This window comes from Bradyrhizobium sp. SZCCHNRI3052, from assembly GCF_032484895.1.
Lineage (GTDB): Bacteria > Pseudomonadota > Alphaproteobacteria > Rhizobiales > Xanthobacteraceae > Bradyrhizobium.
Map to the genome: position 1 here is coordinate 192,949 of NZ_JAUETW010000013.1, position 17,369 is coordinate 210,317.

The window sequence follows — 17,369 nt, forward strand, 5'->3', positions numbered from 1 at the left end:
CCGCGGCGGGGGATCCGCCGATTTGGTCCGGAACGCTCGTCATCATCAGTGAAACATTCGTACGTTGGAGGGCTGGTCGCCCTGACCTTGCGTCAGGAAGCGGCGGAGCTGTTCGCGTGCCTGATCCTGGGCCGCCGCGCGCTCCGCCATGGTGAGGCTCTGCGCCCGTCCCTGGGCGGCCACAACCGCCGTCAGATCCGCGAGCTGTTGCGCCTGCATCGCCAGGATCTGGTTGCCGGCTTGCCTGACAGCCAAGGCGCCGGCGGCTCCTTGGCTCGCGGCAACCAGCGCGGCGGACTGGCTCTTGATGGTGTCGAGATTGCCGACCACGCCCGCCTGAAGCTTGAGCGCATCCTGCAGCGCGGCCACGGACGTCTGCCAGCGTGAGCGCGCATTGTCTGCGAGGTCAGCGGCGCTGGCGCCGGCGGCTGCCGGCGCATAGATCGTCTTGAACGCCCGCTCGATCTGCTGCGCGTCGTAGGCCAGGCGCTGAGCCTGCTTGAGCAGATCCTGGGTCCGCTCGATTGATTGCTGCAGCTGCGTCAATGACGAATACGGCAGGTTGACGAGGTTGCGCGACTGATTGATCAACATCTCGGCCTGGTTCTGCAGGGCCAGAATCTGATTGTTGATCTGCTGCAGCTCACGTGCAGCGGTCAGCACGTTCTGAGCATAATTGTTGGGATCGAAGACGACGAGCTGGGCCCGCACCGGCCCCGCCGAGGTCAGAACCAGCAGCGCCAACGACGTGGCCCATCGCTTGCCAGAGATCATCGCCGCGTCTCCAGATTGTCGAGGCCGGGGATGAGGTCGGCTGCCCAGCCAAGCTTGAGGTGCCGCAACCACGCTGCCGCAAAGCCGTCCCTGCCGGCGGACTTCAGAACGTCCGAGATCGCGGCCTGATCGGCTTTGGACGACGCCGCGGCAAAGGCGAGCGCGACCTCGCCGAGGCCAAGCTCGAACATGCGGTTGCCCCGGCGCGACTGGTAGTAATAGTCGCGCTTGGGGGCCGCACGGCTGACGAGCTCGATCTGACGATCATTGAGACCGAAGCGACGATAGATGCCCATGATCTGTGGCTCGAGCGCCCGCTCGTTCGGCAGCAGGATGCGGCTCGGGCAACTCTCAATGATGGCGGGTGCGATCGGCGAGCCGTCGATGTCGGATAGCGACTGGGTCGCGAAAACGACGGAGGCGTTCTTCTTGCGCAGGGTCTTCAGCCACTCCCTGAGCTGGCCCGCGAAGTCGGCGTCGTCCAGCGCCAGCCACCCTTCATCGATGATCAGAAGTGTCGGGCGGCCGTCGAGCTGCCGGGCGATCTTATGGAACAGATAAGCGAGGACAGCAGGAGCGGCAGCGGTCCCGATCAACCCCTCGGTCTCAAACACCTGGACCGACCGGTCGCCCACGAGCTCATGATCGGCATCCAGCAGTCGTCCGTGAGCGCCATCGAGGCAATAGGGCTTGAGGGCCCGTTTCAAGCTGTTCGACTGCAGCAACACCGACAGGCCGGTCAGGGTCCGCTCAGAAGCTGGCGCGGAAGCCAGCGAGGTCAGCGCCGACCAGAGATGCTCCTTGGCGTCCGGGGTCACCACGATCTTCTCGCGGACCAGCAGGCCAGCGATCCAATCCGCCGCCCAGGCGCGCTCCATCACATCACCGATGCCTGCCAGCGGCTGCAGCGCGATCGAGGTCTCGCTATCGGCCGACAGCGCTCCACCGAGATCATGCCAGTCACCTTCCATGGCAAGTGCGGCGGCCCGCAGGGAGCCGCCGAAATCAAACGCAAGGATCTGCGCATTCGGATAGCGGCGGAACTGCAGCGCCATCAGCGCCAGCAGCACCGATTTGCCGGCTCCGGTCGGTCCGATCACCAGCGTGTGGCCGACATCGCCGACATGGAGCGAGAACCGGAATGGCGTCGCGCCCTCGGTGCGGCCGAACAGCAGCGCAGGCGCCCTCAGATGATGGTCACGCACCTCACCTGCCCAGACCGCCGAGAGCGGGACGAGATGCGCGAGGTTCAGCGTCGACAGCGGCGGCTGGCGCACATTGGCATAGACGTGCCCCGGAAGGCTGCCGAGCCAGGCCTCAACCGCATTCACAGTCTCCGTCATGCAGGTGAAATCGCGCCCCTGGATCACCTTCTCCACCAGGCGCAGCTTCTCGTCAGCCCTCGCCGGATCAGGATCCCACACCGTCACGGTCGCGGTGACATAGGCCTGGCTGATCTCATCGGAGCCGAGATCCTGCAGCGCCGCATCGGCGTCAGCGGTCTTGTTGTGGGCGTCGCTGTCAACGAGGCTTGCCGCCTCGTTGGTCACGACCTCCTTGAGGATCGCCGCCAGAGATTTGCGCTTGGCAAACCACTGCCGGCGGATCCGTGTCACGAGCTTCACGGCATCCTGCTTGTCGAGCATGATGGCGCGGGTCGACCAGCGGTAGGCGAATGCAAGCCCGTTCAATTCGTCCAGCAGTCCTGGCGTCGTTGCCGAGGGAAAGCCGATGATGGTGAGCACGCGGAGATTGACCGCCCCCAGCATCGGCGCGAGGCCGCAGGTCAGCGGCTGGTCGGCGAGCAGCCCATCCAGATGCATGGGGATTTCAGGGACGCGGACCCGCTGGCGCTTGGTCGAGACGGTCGAGTGCAGATAGCTCAGCACGGCGTCGTCGCCCAGCCAGCCGCATTCCGGCATGAAGCCGCCCACGAGCTGCAGGATGCGGTCGGTGCGATCGACAAAGCTGCGCAGGATGTCGCGGCCGCGCGAGCCCTCCCGCTGCGGCGCGCCTTCATAGAGCACCCGTTCGGAACGGGCTAAGTCTTCTCGCGGCGGCAGGTATAGAAACGTCAAATAATAGCTCGACTCGTAGTGCGCCGCCTGCTCCTCGAACTGTGCCTTTCTCTCGGCATCGACCAGGGCGGACGCGGCATCCGGAAACACGCAAATTGGGTAGGCTCCGGCCGAATGCCGCTGCGCCTCGACGAAGATCGCCCAGCCCGACCCCAGGCGCCGCAGAGCGTTGTTGAGACGGAAGGCGACTGCCGTGAGCTCGGATGCGACCGAGCTCTCCAGGTCAGGCCCGCGAAAACGCGCCGTCCGCTGCAGCGAGCCGTCCTTGTTGAGGACGACGCCCTCGTCCACCAGCGCCGCCCAGGGCAGGAAGTCCGCAAGCCGGATATTGGTGCGGCGATATTCGGCCAAATTGAACATGAGAGCCTCACTGGCTGAGATGATTGGGAATCCGCAGGTGGCGGCGCACGACCTCGACAAAGGATGGATCGCGCCGTGTCGCCCAGACTGCGACCATGTGGCAGACGAACCAGAGCAGCAGGCCGAAGAACCAGAGCCGCAAACCGAGGCCGAGCGCCGCCGACACGGTGCCGTTGACAATCGCGACCGATCGCGGCGCGCCCCCGAGCAGAATGGGCTCGGTCAGCGAGCGATGCACAGGCGCGCTGAAGCCCTTGATCTCACTATCCATCACAACACCACGCCGCCGCCGAAGGAGAAGAACGACAGGAAGAAGCTCGAGGCGGCAAAGGCGATGGAGAGACCGAAGACGATCTGGATGAGCCGCCGGAAGCCACCGGAGGTTTCGCCAAAACCCAGTGACAGACCCGTCGTGATGATGATGATCACGGCGATGATCTTGGCGACCGGTCCCTCGACCGAAAGCAGGATCTTGTTGAGCGGCTGCTCCCAAGGCATGTTCGAGCCCGCCGCATGCGCCGGCGCCACCGCCACGAGCACTGCGGCTGCGGCAATCGCCATCGTGGCGATGGACCAGCAAGACAGTCGCGCCTTCATCGCTGATCTCCCAAGGGAACGAGGATGTAGTCTCCGCAAGGTGAGAGCCCCTCGACACGCACGAGCTCGCCGAGCCGCCGCTGCGAGCCGCGCCCGGCGAGAACGGCGATCACGTTGATCGTCTCGGCAATCAGAGCACGTGGGACGCTCACGACGGCCTCCTGAATCAGCTGCTCCAGCCGCCGGAGGGTGCCGAGTGCGGACCCGGCATGAATGGTGCCGATGCCGCCGGGATGGCCGGTGCCCCAGGCCTTGACGAGATCGAGCGCCTCGGGCCCGCGGACCTCGCCGATCGGAATGCGATCCGGACGCAGCCGAAGCGCGGCGCGCACCAGATCCGAAAGCGACGCCACACCATGCTTGGTTCGAAGCGTCACGAGGTTGGGCGCCGAGCATTGCAGCTCGAGCGTATCCTCGATCAGCACGATGCGATCGCCGGTCATCGCCACTTCAGCCAACAAGGCATTGACAAGCGTGGTCTTGCCGGTCGAGGTGCCGCCGGCCACCAGAATGTTGCAGCGGTTGGCAACAGCCCGCCGCAACGCGCCGGCCTGTTCTGCGGTCGCAATCCCACAAGCCACGTAGTCGTCGAGCGTAAAGACGGCGATCGCGGGCTTGCGGATGGCGAATGTCGGGGCTGCAACGAGCGGCGGCAGCAGGCCTTCGAAACGTTCGCCCGTCGTCGGCAGCTCCGCCGACACGCGCGGAGAGCCCGCGTGGACCTCGAGCCCGACGTGGTGCGCGACCAGCCGGACGACGCGCTCGCCATCACCGGCAGCGAGGCTCTCACCGGTATCGGCCAAGCCAGACGCGAGCCGATCGACCCAGAGCCGGCCATCTGGATTGAGCATGATCTCCACGACGGATTGATCGTCGAGATGACGCGCGATGGCAGGCCCCAATGCCGTCCGCAGCATGCGGGTGCCACGCGTGATGCGCTGTGTCTGGACGAAGCCGGTCACTCTCATCTCCGATCATTGAAGCGCGGTCAGCATCGCTTGTGATGATCAAAGATGCAGACCTCCTGCAGCAGCAAGACCAACAGCGCGTCGGGTGTAGCCTGGCGCAGGAAAGCGTAGAGACAGGAGGGCTCTTTCGGGCGGCACAAGCAGATCACCAAGGCGGGGCAGCAGCTTTCAGAGCGCGGGTCATGGGCCCGCAGCACCGCCCCCTCGCGGCCGAGAGCGACGGCGAACGCTGCTGTAGCGAAGGCGAAGGTCGCCACCGGCGCCGCGGTGTCGGCTCACCATCTGGCATGGCTTGGCGGCTCGCGGGCGGGAGCCGGGCGATCGCTTGAGGTCGCGGCGAGGTCGGCCATGACAAATTCGGTCCCGCTGCTCGCCTCCGATGATCGCGGTCTCTGCTCTCGTGGAGCGGCAAACCAAATCAGTGCTGCTGCCTGCAGCGCGAGGTTCACTCCGAAGGCAACCTGATAGGCCATGACAGGATAGTGCCCATTGGATTGCGGCCATTGGGCCAGCAAAACACCGATCCCGTACTGGGCCAGAAACCCCCACCCGAAATGCACCACGTTCAAGGCCCCGTTGGCGCGGCCAGCCAATTCCTTCGGGTAATAGTCCGAGATGATCGCAAAGCTGAGCACGGTAGCGGCTCCGACGATCGCGATGATCAGCCATGGCGCGATTGCCGGCAATGGCAGCCGCCATACCAGCGCCAGCTGCGCCGCCATGGAGAGCACGGCGATCAAAGCCAGCAAATGCTCTGGACCTAATCCCCTGCGTCGCGTCCAGTTGGCCAACGCACCGAGCATCCACGCACCGAGGCTGAGCATCAGGGCGGTCAGACACAGCGCTGTCACGACCTGGGCGCGGGTCATGCCCTCCACGTCGGCCAGCCACGCGGATGCCCACAAGCCCTGGAGCGACCACGCCGATCCGATGCAGGCTCCGGATAGCGGCGCGACCCTCCAGAACCGGACGTCGCGAAGAATGCTCCGCAAGCCACCTGCTTCCGACGCGGACGAGCCCTGCGTTTCGCGCTCCGGCACCAGGCAATAGATCAGGATCGCTGCCGCAGCGGTCGCGACGGCCAGGATGTCAAACAGGCCGCGCCATCCGGTCTTCACCAGGATCGCTTCGGCGGGCAGCGTCGCGCTGACAGCGCCAAGCGCCCCGAGCATGACCATGTACCCATTGACCAACGCCACCCGCTCGCGCGGAAACCACAGAACGATGGCCTTCAGACCCGCGGTCAGAGCAGCAGCGACCCCGAGCCCGATCAGGGCGCGTGAGAGGAGCAGCGAGAGCGGCCCCGACGACCTTGCGAAGGCCTCCGCGCCAAAGGCCGCGACGACAAGAAGCGCGCTCTGAACCCGGCGCGGGCCATAGCGGTCGAGCATCATGCCGACCGGGATCTGGGCAGCCGCAAGGACCAGGAAGTAGGCCGCCGTGATCAGACCAAGATCGGCCGCGTTCAATCCGAGCTCTGAGGCAAGACTGGCAGAGACGAGTCCATTGATGGTGCGAAACAGATAGGACAGGAAATAGCCCATTGCGAAGGGCAGAAACACCAGGGCCGCGAGCCGCCAGCCTGTGATCTCGCGATGGCCTTGGTCTCCGGCTTTGGTGCCCTTGCGGCCGAAGGCATAGGCCGACAACGAACTGCCGTGATCTGCGTGCTCGCGGGATCGCTCAACGGCTCGATTGAGGCGGGAGGCGAAAGGGATCCTCGCCGCCCTCCCCGGCGGCAGGCACGCCCCAGGACACCTCGGCGATTGGAGGCTCGGCACGGCGAAGTTGAGCCGGAAATGGCTGGCTCACTTGACCGGCTCGCGCAGCGCCATCGGGTCGCGTCTCTCGCTGCCTTTCCGACAAGTCACGCTGCAGCTTTTGGATCGCGCCAATCCGCATCGCCTGGTCGAAATCACGATCACTGCCCCTTGCTGCGCCCGTGCTCTCCTGATCCGCCAGCGACGTCAACGCCAGATGGTAGCGTGCATGAAGGGCGACCGTCTCATTGAGGGCCGCGATGTCGCGCTGAATCGTTTGTAGCTGCTGTTCCAGGCCCTGCAGGCGATCTTGCGCCGGCATCGGTCCGTCCAGCGGCTGGGCTAGAAACCGTTCGAGCGCCTTTTCCACGACGATCGTGCGGTTCACGCACCTTTCCTCGGCTGCGCCGGCAAGGCGGGCGAGAATCTCGCTGGATAGCTGCAAAGTGAGTTTTTTCTTCATCGTTCGAACCTCATCTGGTCCGTCGATTAGGTCAGCTTGCCTGGCCTGGCACGCGCAAGATTCGAACGTTCGAAGCCTGGCGGGTGGAAAGAAACTCTGGCGTAGATGCCAAGCTCAACCCGCGCGCTGGAACGGTCCCGATCGACGCTTCCTCCGCCTCAGGAGCCGGGCTCGCTCGACGGCGGTCTGACGAAATCCTCGGGGATTTCGCGCAGGAAGCTCTGCCCCTTCTGCAGCCGGCGGCCGAGCGCCTCCACAAAGCCTTCGAACCGCTCGCGTCCCTTGACCTGCGCTGTGGCCTGCGCTTCGGACGGCAGCGGGGGCGTCACGGTGAGCCAGAAGCGAACGAACAATGCGTGCGTCTCGGCAAGGATGCCGACATCACGCTCGAGCCGCTGCATCTGCCGCGACAGCCTGTCGAGCCGGCGTGTGAGCGCCGCCTCGCGCCGATCAGCCGCATCCGGCGACAGGAACGACTGAACCGCCGCCTCGACGATGGCCGAGCGCGAAAGCTTCCTGCGATCGGCGAGCTCTACGATCTGCCGCAGCAGCTCCGGCGGGAAGTAGACATTCATTCGATCCCGCATTGGTTTGTCCTCACAAGCCCATGTCATCGCGCGGGTCGAGCGCAGCCTGACGCGCAATCCCCGTCGTGCTCGCATCGCGTGAGCCGACCAGCTGCGGCGTCCCATCATCGTCATCGAACACGACAGAAAACTCGTCCGCCGGATCTACGCTCGTCGTTTCGCTCGCAATCGCTTCGTGCTGCGGCAGCTCCGGCTCGCGTCGCAAGCCGCCATTGGCCTGCTCGTCCCTCGTCTCGGTGGGCACCATCAGCCGGGATCCGGCGAGCATGGGCGTGAGGGGCGCAAGCGATGACCAGTCATCCGCACCCACAGACGCTCTGGTCCTGGCGATGTCCGGCGGCGGCAGGATGCGCGAGACCAGTCTCGCATCCTCGAAATATCGCACCTTCCTGGCGCGGATCGGTGGTGCGCCGGCGACCATCACGATCTCATCAGCCGCCGGCAATTGCATCACCTCGCCCGGCGTCAGGAGCGGACGCGGCGTCTCCTGGCGCGACACCATGAGGTGACCCAACCATGGCGCCAGGCGATGCCCGGCATAATTCTTCACGGCCCGCATTTCGGTTGCGGTGCCGAGCGCGTCCGAGACGCGCTTGGCGGTTCGCTCGTCATTGGTCGCGAAGCTGACGCGGACATGGCAGTTGTCCAGAATGGCATTGTTCTGCCCATAGGCCTTCTCGATCTGATTGAGCGATTGCGCAATCAGGAAGCTCTTGATGCCGTACCCGGCCATGAAGGCGAGAGCGGATTCGAAGAAGTCGAGCCGGCCTAACGCCGGAAACTCGTCCAGCATCATCAGGACACGATGCCGGCTCTGCTTTGCCTTGAGATCCTCGGTCAAACGCCGGCCGATCTGGTTCAGAACCAGACGAATGAGCGGCTTCGTACGTGAGATGTCGGATGGCGGCACGACGAGATACAGCGTCGCAGGCTCCTCCCCTGCAACCAGATCAGCAATGTGCCAATCACATCTTCCCGTGACAGCAGCCACCACCGGATCCCGGTAAAGACCGAGGAATGACATCGCCGTTGAAAGGACGCCCGAGCGCTCATTCTCCGATTTGTTCAGAAGCTCGCGCGCTGTCGATGCCACCACCGGGTGCGGCCCGACCGCGCCCAGATGATGCGTCGCCATCATCGCCATCAACGTCGCCTCGATTGAACGCCGGGGATCCGAGAGGAACGCGGCAACGCCAGCCAAGGTCTTGTCGGGCTCGGCATAGAGAACGTGCAGGATGGCACCGACCAGAAGCGAATGGCTGGTCTTTTCCCAATGATTGCGCTTGTCGAGGGATCCCTCGGGATCCACCAGCACGTCGGCGACATTCTGGACGTCACGCACCTCGCAGGCCCCTCGCCTGACTTCGAGCAGCGGATTGTAGGCTGAGGCCTTCGGGTTGGTCGGGTCGAACAGAAATATGCGGCCGTGCCGCGCGCGGAATCCTGCCGTGAGCTGCCAGTTCTCGCCCTTGATGTCGTGAACGATCGCCGATCCCGGCCACGTCAGAAGAGACGGCACCACGAGACCGACGCCCTTGCCAGACCGCGTCGGTGCAAAACAGAGCACGTGCTCCGGTCCATCATGGCGCAGGTAGCGCGCTCCCAACCGTCCCAGGACCACGCCGTCCTCGCCGAGCAGTCCCGCCTTGCGCACCTCGCCCAGCTCGGCCCAGCGCGCGGACCCGTAAGTTGCTGTGGCTTTCGCCTCCCGCGACCGCCACAGTGACATGCCGACCGCAACCGCAATAGACGCGAGACTGCCACTGACCGCGATAGCCCCACCTTCGGCAAAGATGGAGGGCGCATAGGCATCGTAGATGAACCACCACCAGAAGAAGGTCGGTGGGAAGTAGACTGGCCAGCCGGACAGCATGAACCATGGCGTCCCCAATCGCGGTTGGAAGGCGAGCCGCCAGGCCGTCCATTCGGTCGCGGCCCATATCGCGAGCAGGTTGATCAGCACGACGGCGAGTAATTGTACCCATTGGATTCGGGTCGCAGGCATGTGGTGTCTCCCGAGTGCTAAAGACCGAGGTCGCGCTTGCGACCAAGCTGCCAGTCGATGCCAGTGGCCTTCGCAAGGCCCGTGACCTTCTGACCGAGCCGGTGATCGATGTCGCGCGACCAGGGGACGAGGTAGAAACCGAGACCATTGTCGATCATGGCGAAGCGGCCGGAGGCCAGGACAAGCCGCTGGCGGTAGGTGCCCGCAATCTGTTGGCCGGGGTCGACCTTCAGCTGCGGCGCGCCGTTGGTCGCCGACAGCCGCGCGCCCACGGATTCAAGCTCCTGCCTGCGCAGCGTCTTCAGAAGATCCCGTTGCGGGACGATCTGCTGGCCATGTCTCTGCGCCAGTCCCCGGTCCGCGAGATACTCTGCCCGGCTGCGCAGCGCGCTCCTCACCTCCGCGCCAAATCCGCCGAGGGCCAGGGAGACAGGTTCACGCTCGACCAGCCGATGATCGAGCCAGGTCGCTCCCTCGGCCTTGATCTGATCGGCCAGGGCTAGGTCCGAGCGCGTCGCCAGGACCTGGGTCGGCCGCGCCTCTTCCGCAGCGCCAAAGCGCCTGATCTCGACAATGCCGCCAAGCTGAGGCGCCTGCGCAAAAGCCTCGATCCCGCGGAAGCGAACGTGGTGGGCGCGGCCGTCGATGCCATCGATCACGGCATAGGCTTCGCCGGTCAGCTCGTCGTGGAGTCCACGGTCGACCAACCGCCCCATGATCGATGATGAACTGTTGATCCCGTCGATGACGTAGTCCGCAGCGCTCCGCTCCTCACCACGGCGAGCGAACGCCTGATGCATGGTCCTGATGATATCACCACGCGTGCCGAGCTCGCGGAGCTGTCGCTCTGCGCCAAGCTCGACCATCCACTCGTTGGGTCCGGCCGCCGCTGCCAGTCCCAGGCGCTCGAGATATTGCAGGCGCCCTCGCATCAGGCGGTGGACCTCGGGATCAGGACCCGCTGCCGCCCGCTGACGGAGATCGATGGCCCCCACCTCATCGCAGGCCATGCGGATCTCGCGATCGAGCCGTGTCCAGCGATCCGCGGTGATCTCTCTTTCCAGTGCGTTGCGGATGTCGTGCTCAGGCTTCGGACCGAGCTCGAGCGCCACCAGCTCCTCGGCCCGGGAGCGCAGGCCCCGGCCGATATAGTCGCGGGCCATTACGAGATCTGCGCCCGTCTGATCGACACCGCGTACGAGCACATGAACGTGCGGATGGTCCGTATTCCAATGATCAACCGCGATCCACTCGAGACGCGTCGACAGATCAGCTTCCATCTGCCGCATCAGATCGCGCGTGAACGCTCTGAGGTCCACCATGTCGGCTGCGTCCTCTGGCGAGACGATGAAGCGGAAATGATGCCGGTCGTCGCTGCTCCGCGCCTCGAAGGCGGCCTCGTCGGCGTGATCAGCTCGCGCATCGAACATCCTTGCCGGCTCGCCGTCGCGGGTGACCCCCTCCCGCTTGAGATAGGTCAGATGCATCGCCAGCGGCGCTGACCGAAACGCGTGGCCCTTGTGCCTTGCGATGCGGGCCTTCACCGTGACGCGGCGGCCCGAGGCAAAGAGGCGCTCGCGACTGAAGCCGAGACGGCCGCGGCCGAAGGTCGAATGGGTGCGAGCCGGCCGGCGTCCGTCGATCACCGAGGGCAGCGTGACGTGCCCCGCGGCGTTCGCCGCGCGCAGGACGCGATTGATGAAGCTCCTGGCCTTCCTCTCACGCGCCTGGCGTATGCGCCCCGGACGGATGCGGAATTCGCGCTCCCCGGTGCTCATGCGCGGCATCCCGCGGCAAGGATTGAGGCTATAGTGCCGAAAGCAGCATTGATGTTGTTGAGAAAGAGCATCAGCGCGACACGCGCTCCGACCGGACGGCACGGTTGAACGCGAGCCATGTCAATGGCTTGCCGATCAACAGGCGAGCCGCTTTTATCTTGCGATCGACCGTCGGCAGCTTGCGGCTGGCTTTGGACCCTCGCCTCGGCTCTCGGTCTGACGCTCCGCGTCGGCCTGCCGGAAACAGTGGCGAAGCATCGGCGGCCGTGACGACTGCGACGGACAATCATCATCGAGGCCGACGCATCGCACCGCATGACAACGTCACGAGGAATTCCGCTGCGGTCGGCTTTGTCATTCAAAGCCTCTCGTGCCGACCTCAATGACGACCGTTTCCGATCGCAGCGGCTGCTCATCAAAGTCGACACGACGTTCGCAGGTCGTGCGCAGAACGCGTGCATCATCACGGCTGCCTCGTCCACACGGGAATGGCACGCCCGATGACGTCCGATGTCGCCGTCGGACCGAAATAGCGTCCATCCAGCGAACTATCCGATTGCCTGTTCATCAGAAAGAGCTCGTCACCGCCGATGATGCGGCAGCCACGCCAATCCGGTAGCGGCCGGCCCTGTCTGTCGCTCTCTTGCGCGATGCCGACTTCGACGTCATCAATCAGGATGACATGCTCGCGACGACAAACGGCCTGGCCTGGAAGAGCGAGAATGCGCTTCAGCATCGGTACGCCCCTGGGCAGGTAGCCTTCGTCCGCAAGCCATCCGGCCAACACGCCGTGGGGCAGGACAACGACGATCTCGTTGGTGACCCATTGCCGGACCGGCCGAACCAGATAGAGGCCGATCGGAACGCTGCCGGAGACATTCCAGATGAGCAGCGGACGCAACCTTGGTCGCCCGACCTCCGTCACGAGCCACACCCCGGCGAGTATCGCGACGCCAATGGCAAGCCCTTTCGTCATGGCATGATCGTCCTTCGATGCAGCCAGGCCCGATGGCGCAGATCCGTGTAGGGACGCGGCGGTTGTCCGACGGCCATGCGGTTCTGAATGTGCCACCAATGATCCGGTGCGACATCCGCCGGATCGATGCCGAGCGCCTCGATCGCGTCGATCTGCTGCAGCACCCGCTCGACCTTCGGCCAGCCAAACACCTGCAACAGGATCGCTGCTCCCGGAGCGACGAAGGGCACGGTCGCACAGGCTTCTCCGGGGCCAACGGCCTGCAGAACGTTGATCCGCGACAGCACCGTGCCGTAATCGTTCGACGACCAGCGCACGAACGCAAAGACGCTTCCCGGCGCGAACGCGACCTCCCGGCGATAATGGTCGAGGCGGAGCTCCCGCACGGTTCGACCGAAGCGTATGCGGTTTTCGATCTTTCCCTGCAGCCATAGCAATTGGACACGCGTCAGCTCGCTCATTGGCAAACTCTGAGGTTGACGAAATCTGGACGGCCCTGCGGGCCGGGAATGAGGAAACCGGGGGCGTCTCGAGCGGTCTCCGCTGTCGACAGCAGGAGAAGCCAGCGTGCACCGGCGCCCCAAAGCGCAGGCCCGTTAGACAAAATCCGAAGGATTTTGCGGTTAGGTAAGTTAGAAGGCGGAAAGGACGCGCCAAACCAAAGGCTTAGGGTCGACTTCGGTCCCCGATGGCACGACGATCCGGTCCTCGATGGCACGCGTCCTCCGGTCCCCGATAGCACGAGACAGTTCACAGCTTGTCCCCTGCGGAGCTCGAGGGGTGATGCCTGGCGAAACGCCTTGCGACCGGGTCAGTAACGGCGGCTGCGAAGTTCAGCCGTTCGGTGCCGTTTGGATCGCGGGTGAGGACCAGCTCGTAGCCCGGCAGGCGCTGACGGCGGACGATTTCGCGAAGATCGTAGGCGAAATGCTTCAGCGGCGAGAGGCTGCCGGACTTGGCATGCAGATAGCGGAGATCGAAGCTCCAGCCGCCATCCTGATGGCCGCCATGCTTGCGCACGAGGCGGTACAGCCAGCGCTCCAGCCCGCCCGTCAGCGCGAAATAGGCCCGATCAATCGTCAGCACGAGCGCGTCATCGATGACGCCCGAATAGAACCAGTCCGGCAGGATCAGCTGCAATCCGGACGGCCTGCCATGGGCATCCGCCGTCTCCTTCCACTCGTTGATCCAGGAGAAGCGGTGCCGCCGCCGCTCGGCCGGCTGACGAATCGAGGTGAGCACGGTCGTCGACTGCAGCCGATCAAGTCCTGCCTTCAGACGGTCGTAGTCACGCACGCCGGTGCCGCGACCGACAAACGTCAGGATCTCATACGGCGTGGCGGCCATCAGGCGCGACGTCTTCAGTCCGGCGTCGCGAGCCTCGACGATCTGTGACGCCGCCCAGATCAGAACATCCGCATCCCAGATCGTCGCCATGCCATGTTCGGGGACGGCCTCGACCCGAATGGCGACAGGCCCCGCGCGGAAGTCGATCGGCACGACGCGCTTGCTCTTGGCCAGCGAGAAGAACGGATAGGCCATCAGATCCTGCGCATCGCGCGGCGCCAGATCGCCAGGCAGCGCGCGAAACAGATCGAGCTGATCGCGCTCGGATTTGCGCAAACCTCGCACGTTCAAGCCCGCCCAGCCCGCGACGCGCGACGCTCCTGCCCTGCATAGGGAATGAGACCTGGATGTCGCTTCGCCGGCAGAACGGTGCCCTGGCCGGGATCAGCCGTCGACGTCTTGGTGCCGCGATCGGCCCAGGCTTTCAGATCGTCGAGCGCATACACGACGCGGCCGCCGATCTTGCGATATAAGGGGCCGGTGCCGTAGGTGCGGTGCTTTTCCAGGGTGCGGCCGGACAGACCAAGATAACGCGCAGCTTCGGGTGTACGAAGAAAGCGCGGCGGGGGACCGGCTATCTGATCGGGCATCGAGCATCCTCCGGGACAGGTTCGCGCCCTCACGGGTCGTTCGGCGCGTCGACGGACATGATCGACGCGCAGGGCAGCGAAGGGGGATGCCGGAGATCGAGGGGCGCGATTTCGACACCCCCCTCGCCTCAAGGAAGCGACTCGTCTTTGCCGCGGCGGGCACAGCCTTAGTGACAGCCCCTATCGGCCACGAGCCGTCTTTTCACCAGTGACCGGTGCGGCTGAGCATAGGAGGCCGATCAGTGGCATGCTGTCCTGGGATAGCGATCGCCCGCCCGCTGCCATTGGGCGAGCTCGCAGACCCACCTGCAGGATCAAGCGCGAGCGGCAGCCAGATGATGCCTCAGGCGCGACCCAGGGACGCTCCGCGTGCGGCTTCCGCGCTGATCTCTTGTCCACGCCCTCAGTCGCCTGGAGAAGGATCTGAGTGACGGCCAAGACCGTGGATCGCGGCGCATGCCGCAAGGCGGCTTCGAAGCTGGCTGAAGCTGCGCCGCATGCGTTCGATCGCTTCTACCGCAACTTGAGTTCGGTTGCCTGCGTATGATCTCGCAAGCCCGTTCAATCCATGCTCGCGACGGACCGCGGCTTGTTTCCAATCAAAGCGGGCCTGCCGCAGCCTCAGGAGCTCAGAGCTACGTCTGATCCGATCCGCGTAGCAACTGATGATAACCCTTCTCAGACATCCACCTCGCCCGCGCCAGATGGCTATCGAAGGCGCGGCGGGCACGCTGGGGTTCGTTGACCGGATCGATGTGCAAGACGAGCCGGGCAACCTCCTCCCAGTCCGCGCCCTCGGATGCTGCATCCAGAAGGCGGAGATAGGTCACAGCATGTTCTTCATCATAGGCTGTCAGAACGGAATCAGTCGGCGCGAGGTCGGCGACAGCGGGATCGAGCGGCGGAATGGGCATTGGTCAGAACCTGTTCGGAGCGAACACAACCTGTCGACCTAAAAAAGCAGCACGGACCCCGTCGAGATCCGGGCACGAGACCGCTTTCCAAACGTCTTCAGCTGTCGCTCCCGCGTGAGAGAAAGATGTCCGTGTTGAAATGCCGGCAAAGCCGGAGCTGTTTGAGAAGACAATTCGACGCGTCTTTGCCGCCACCATGAAGCGCTTGCGTCTAATCCAAGGCGTTTTGCTGCAAGCGCTCGCTCACGCTTGGCTCGTAGCCTGCGTTCGTGTAGCCGACGCACGTCCACATTTCATCTTGAGAATAATACTCACGGCCGATGTTGCCAAAGCGCGGGCGACGTTCGCGAATTCCCGCGCGGGGGGAGGGCTGACGATCGGTATCTGAGAACCGTCTTTCCAAATGGAGTTTCGTGAGCGGCAGAGTGGCCACGACCTCTCGCCGCCAAACAGGAGCGCACAGCGCTGTGCAATCCAGCTCTCGATCGAGCTCAAGACCAAGCGCTCCCGTTCAGGTTCCCGAACCGCCCGGCCCAGAGATTGAGGACGGCGATGTAGTTGCACCCAAGGCGTAGCGGCTTCACTTTCAGCCGCCGGACTGGAATCAATGCGGCATGCCTACACTCACCCGTCGCCGCGATCCGCACTCGCCAAACGAGACCTGGCGCATTTACTTCGGAGACGTCGAGGCAGGAACGATTGCAGAGCGCCCCGAAGGCCCCTCCGGTTCGCCCGTCTGGCAGTGGTTCTGCGGCTTCTATCCAGGCAGTCATCCAGGCGAGCAACAGCTCGGCCGCGCCAGCACCTATGAGCAGGCGCGCGACGCGTTCCAGGCAGCATGGAACGTCTTCCTATCGAATCGGTCACAGCAAGATTTCGACGAATGGCGCCAGCACCAGGCCTTCGTCGCCTGGAAGGATCAGATGCGGGAGGCCGGATGTCCTCAGCCGACCCAAACCAAGTCAGGTGGCTCGCGCTGCTTCTGCGGCGCGGTGATCGACCTGAAGACAAGTACCGAGCACATCTACTCTCACCACATGCCGACCGCGAGACGCTTGGTTCCGGGATCATCTTGACGATGTGCAATCTCTACTCGATCACCACCAACCAGGCCGCGATCGCCGCACTTTTTCGGATCGTTCGCCAGTTCGCGGGCAATCTCCCCTCGATGCCGGGCGTCTTCCCCGACTATCCGGCTCCGATCATTCGCGGCACCGGAGATGACCGCGAGATGATGATGATGCGGTGGGGAATGCCGCCACCTCCGCGGACTGGCGGGCCACCCGTGACCAACATCCGCAACACGTCGTCTCCGCATTGGCGCGGCTGGCTCAAGCCCGAGAACCGGTGCCTCGTGCCTTTCAACAGCTTCGCCGAATATGCGCCCGAGCCGAACCCGGAGACGAAGAAGAAGGACGTGGTCTGGTTTGCCTTGTCTGATGATCGCCCCTTGACCAGCTTCGCGGGCATCTGGACCGAGTTCAAAGGCGACCGCGGCACGAAATCCAAGCCGCTGCCAGGCCCTCATTTGGTCTACGGCTTCCTGACCACGGAACCCAACGCCGTGGTCGCACCCATCCACCCCAAGGCGATGCCGGTCATCCTGACGACCGAAGAAGAGAGGGAGGTCTGGCTGCGTGCGCCATGGAACGAGGCCAAGGAGCTGCAACGTCCATTGCCCGATGGCGCGCTCGAGATCGTCGCACGCGGGCCGGCCAAGGAAGATATACCTGCGGCCTGAACGAGTCGGCGGATTGCACAAAGACGGGCCCGCCTTGCGCCCCAACCCTACAGCTCCCGGCGACAACCTTTTCCGCGTCCGAGACTCGAAGCGCTCGCTCGTGTGGAGTCATCGGGTGGCGTTGTGGCGTCGCTGCCGCAAAGCTGATGGAACCAAAGGAAAACGATTCTAGACCACGCGGCACGGCTTCGGACAGCCGGACTGCAAGACGATCGGTCGCGCACAAAGTGGTCGGGCCCGGCCAAGCATCGCGGAGGTGAGCCTGCCAGATTTCGGCATCTACACGACGAGCTCACGATCCGCAACCTCGTGCGTCCGGCCGGAGGTGGGAATGAATGATCGCCGCGGGGCGAACGATCGTGTCCCCAAGCGTGGTGTAGCTGGCGGCCCACCGCGTTCGCCGGCTGGAGCCGGGCCTGTCAGCTGGCGAT

At 64.5% G+C, this 17,369-nt stretch carries 17 protein-coding genes; 2 read left to right on the plus strand and 15 right to left on the minus strand.

Annotated features, from left to right (window positions below):
- Positions 1–45: 45 nt before the first annotated feature.
- The 15 genes from trbJ to QW887_RS28680 form a co-directional block, all read right to left on the minus strand.
- A complete protein-coding gene (gene trbJ / locus QW887_RS28610; protein ID WP_316176073.1) occupies positions 46–774 on the minus strand; it encodes a P-type conjugative transfer protein TrbJ in 729 nt (242 codons plus the stop codon).
- A complete protein-coding gene (trbE, locus tag QW887_RS28615) occupies positions 771–3,212 on the minus strand; it encodes a conjugal transfer protein TrbE (RefSeq protein WP_316176074.1) in 2,442 nt (813 codons plus the stop codon). Before trbE ends, trbJ begins: the two co-directional genes overlap by 4 nt.
- A gap of 7 nt (positions 3,213–3,219) precedes the next feature.
- Entirely contained in the window at positions 3,220–3,483 is a 264-nt protein-coding gene (locus QW887_RS28620) for a VirB3 family type IV secretion system protein (protein WP_315773483.1), read from the minus strand.
- Positions 3,483–3,773, minus strand: a complete 291-nt coding sequence (locus QW887_RS28625; RefSeq protein WP_316176088.1) for a TrbC/VirB2 family protein — start codon at positions 3,771–3,773, stop codon at positions 3,483–3,485. The genes QW887_RS28620 and QW887_RS28625 overlap by 1 nt, the downstream gene beginning before the upstream one ends.
- Positions 3,774–3,805: 32 nt before the next feature.
- Positions 3,806–4,771, minus strand: coding sequence for a P-type conjugative transfer ATPase TrbB (gene trbB / locus QW887_RS28630; RefSeq protein WP_316176075.1), 966 nt, complete (start codon positions 4,769–4,771; stop codon positions 3,806–3,808).
- Positions 4,772–5,052: 281 nt separating this feature from the next.
- Positions 5,053–6,426 (minus strand): MFS transporter, encoded by a 1,374-nt coding sequence (locus QW887_RS28635; RefSeq protein WP_316195568.1) that lies wholly within the window; start codon positions 6,424–6,426, stop codon positions 5,053–5,055.
- Positions 6,427–6,460: 34 nt separating this feature from the next.
- Complete coding sequence (locus tag QW887_RS28640; RefSeq protein ID WP_315828467.1) at positions 6,461–7,000, minus strand: hypothetical protein; 540 nt, start codon at positions 6,998–7,000, stop codon at positions 6,461–6,463.
- Positions 7,001–7,158: 158 nt separating this feature from the next.
- Positions 7,159–7,587 carry a CopG family transcriptional regulator gene (locus tag QW887_RS28645; protein ID WP_315716450.1) on the minus strand — a complete coding sequence of 143 codons (429 nt, stop codon included), beginning with the start codon at positions 7,585–7,587 and terminating at the stop codon, positions 7,159–7,161.
- A 10-nt stretch (positions 7,588–7,597) separates the two neighbouring features.
- On the minus strand, positions 7,598–9,592 hold the full coding sequence (locus QW887_RS28650; RefSeq protein WP_316195570.1) for a conjugal transfer protein TraG: 1,995 nt from the start codon (positions 9,590–9,592) through the stop codon (positions 7,598–7,600).
- A 17-nt stretch (positions 9,593–9,609) separates the two neighbouring features.
- On the minus strand, positions 9,610–11,370 hold the full coding sequence (locus QW887_RS28655) for a relaxase/mobilization nuclease domain-containing protein (RefSeq protein ID WP_316161031.1): 1,761 nt from the start codon (positions 11,368–11,370) through the stop codon (positions 9,610–9,612).
- Between the two features lie 463 nt (positions 11,371–11,833).
- Positions 11,834–12,346: a S26 family signal peptidase gene (locus QW887_RS28660; RefSeq protein WP_316195572.1), complete on the minus strand. Its 513-nt coding sequence runs from the start codon at positions 12,344–12,346 to the stop codon at positions 11,834–11,836.
- The gene (locus tag QW887_RS28665; RefSeq protein ID WP_316195574.1) at positions 12,343–12,807 is read right to left on the minus strand and encodes a DUF2840 domain-containing protein; all 465 of its coding nucleotides are present in this window, start codon (positions 12,805–12,807) and stop codon (positions 12,343–12,345) included. Before QW887_RS28665 ends, QW887_RS28660 begins: the two co-directional genes overlap by 4 nt.
- A 289-nt stretch (positions 12,808–13,096) precedes the next feature.
- Positions 13,097–13,978: a replication initiator protein A gene (locus QW887_RS28670; protein WP_315718654.1), complete on the minus strand. Its 882-nt coding sequence runs from the start codon at positions 13,976–13,978 to the stop codon at positions 13,097–13,099.
- A 2-nt stretch (positions 13,979–13,980) separates the two neighbouring features.
- Complete coding sequence (locus QW887_RS28675) at positions 13,981–14,283, minus strand: helix-turn-helix transcriptional regulator (RefSeq protein WP_015664043.1); 303 nt, start codon at positions 14,281–14,283, stop codon at positions 13,981–13,983.
- A gap of 635 nt (positions 14,284–14,918) precedes the next feature.
- A complete protein-coding gene (locus QW887_RS28680; protein WP_315718652.1) occupies positions 14,919–15,197 on the minus strand; it encodes a DNA -binding domain-containing protein in 279 nt (92 codons plus the stop codon).
- A gap of 614 nt (positions 15,198–15,811) precedes the next feature.
- On the opposite strand from QW887_RS28680, the gene QW887_RS28685 reads away from it, so the two are divergent.
- Both QW887_RS28685 and QW887_RS28690 read left to right on the plus strand, forming a co-directional pair.
- The gene (locus QW887_RS28685; protein WP_315770024.1) at positions 15,812–16,273 is read left to right on the plus strand and encodes a hypothetical protein; all 462 of its coding nucleotides are present in this window, start codon (positions 15,812–15,814) and stop codon (positions 16,271–16,273) included.
- A 2-nt stretch (positions 16,274–16,275) separates the two neighbouring features.
- Complete coding sequence (locus tag QW887_RS28690; RefSeq protein ID WP_315718658.1) at positions 16,276–16,938, plus strand: SOS response-associated peptidase; 663 nt, start codon at positions 16,276–16,278, stop codon at positions 16,936–16,938.
- The last annotated feature ends 431 nt before the right edge of the window (positions 16,939–17,369 follow it).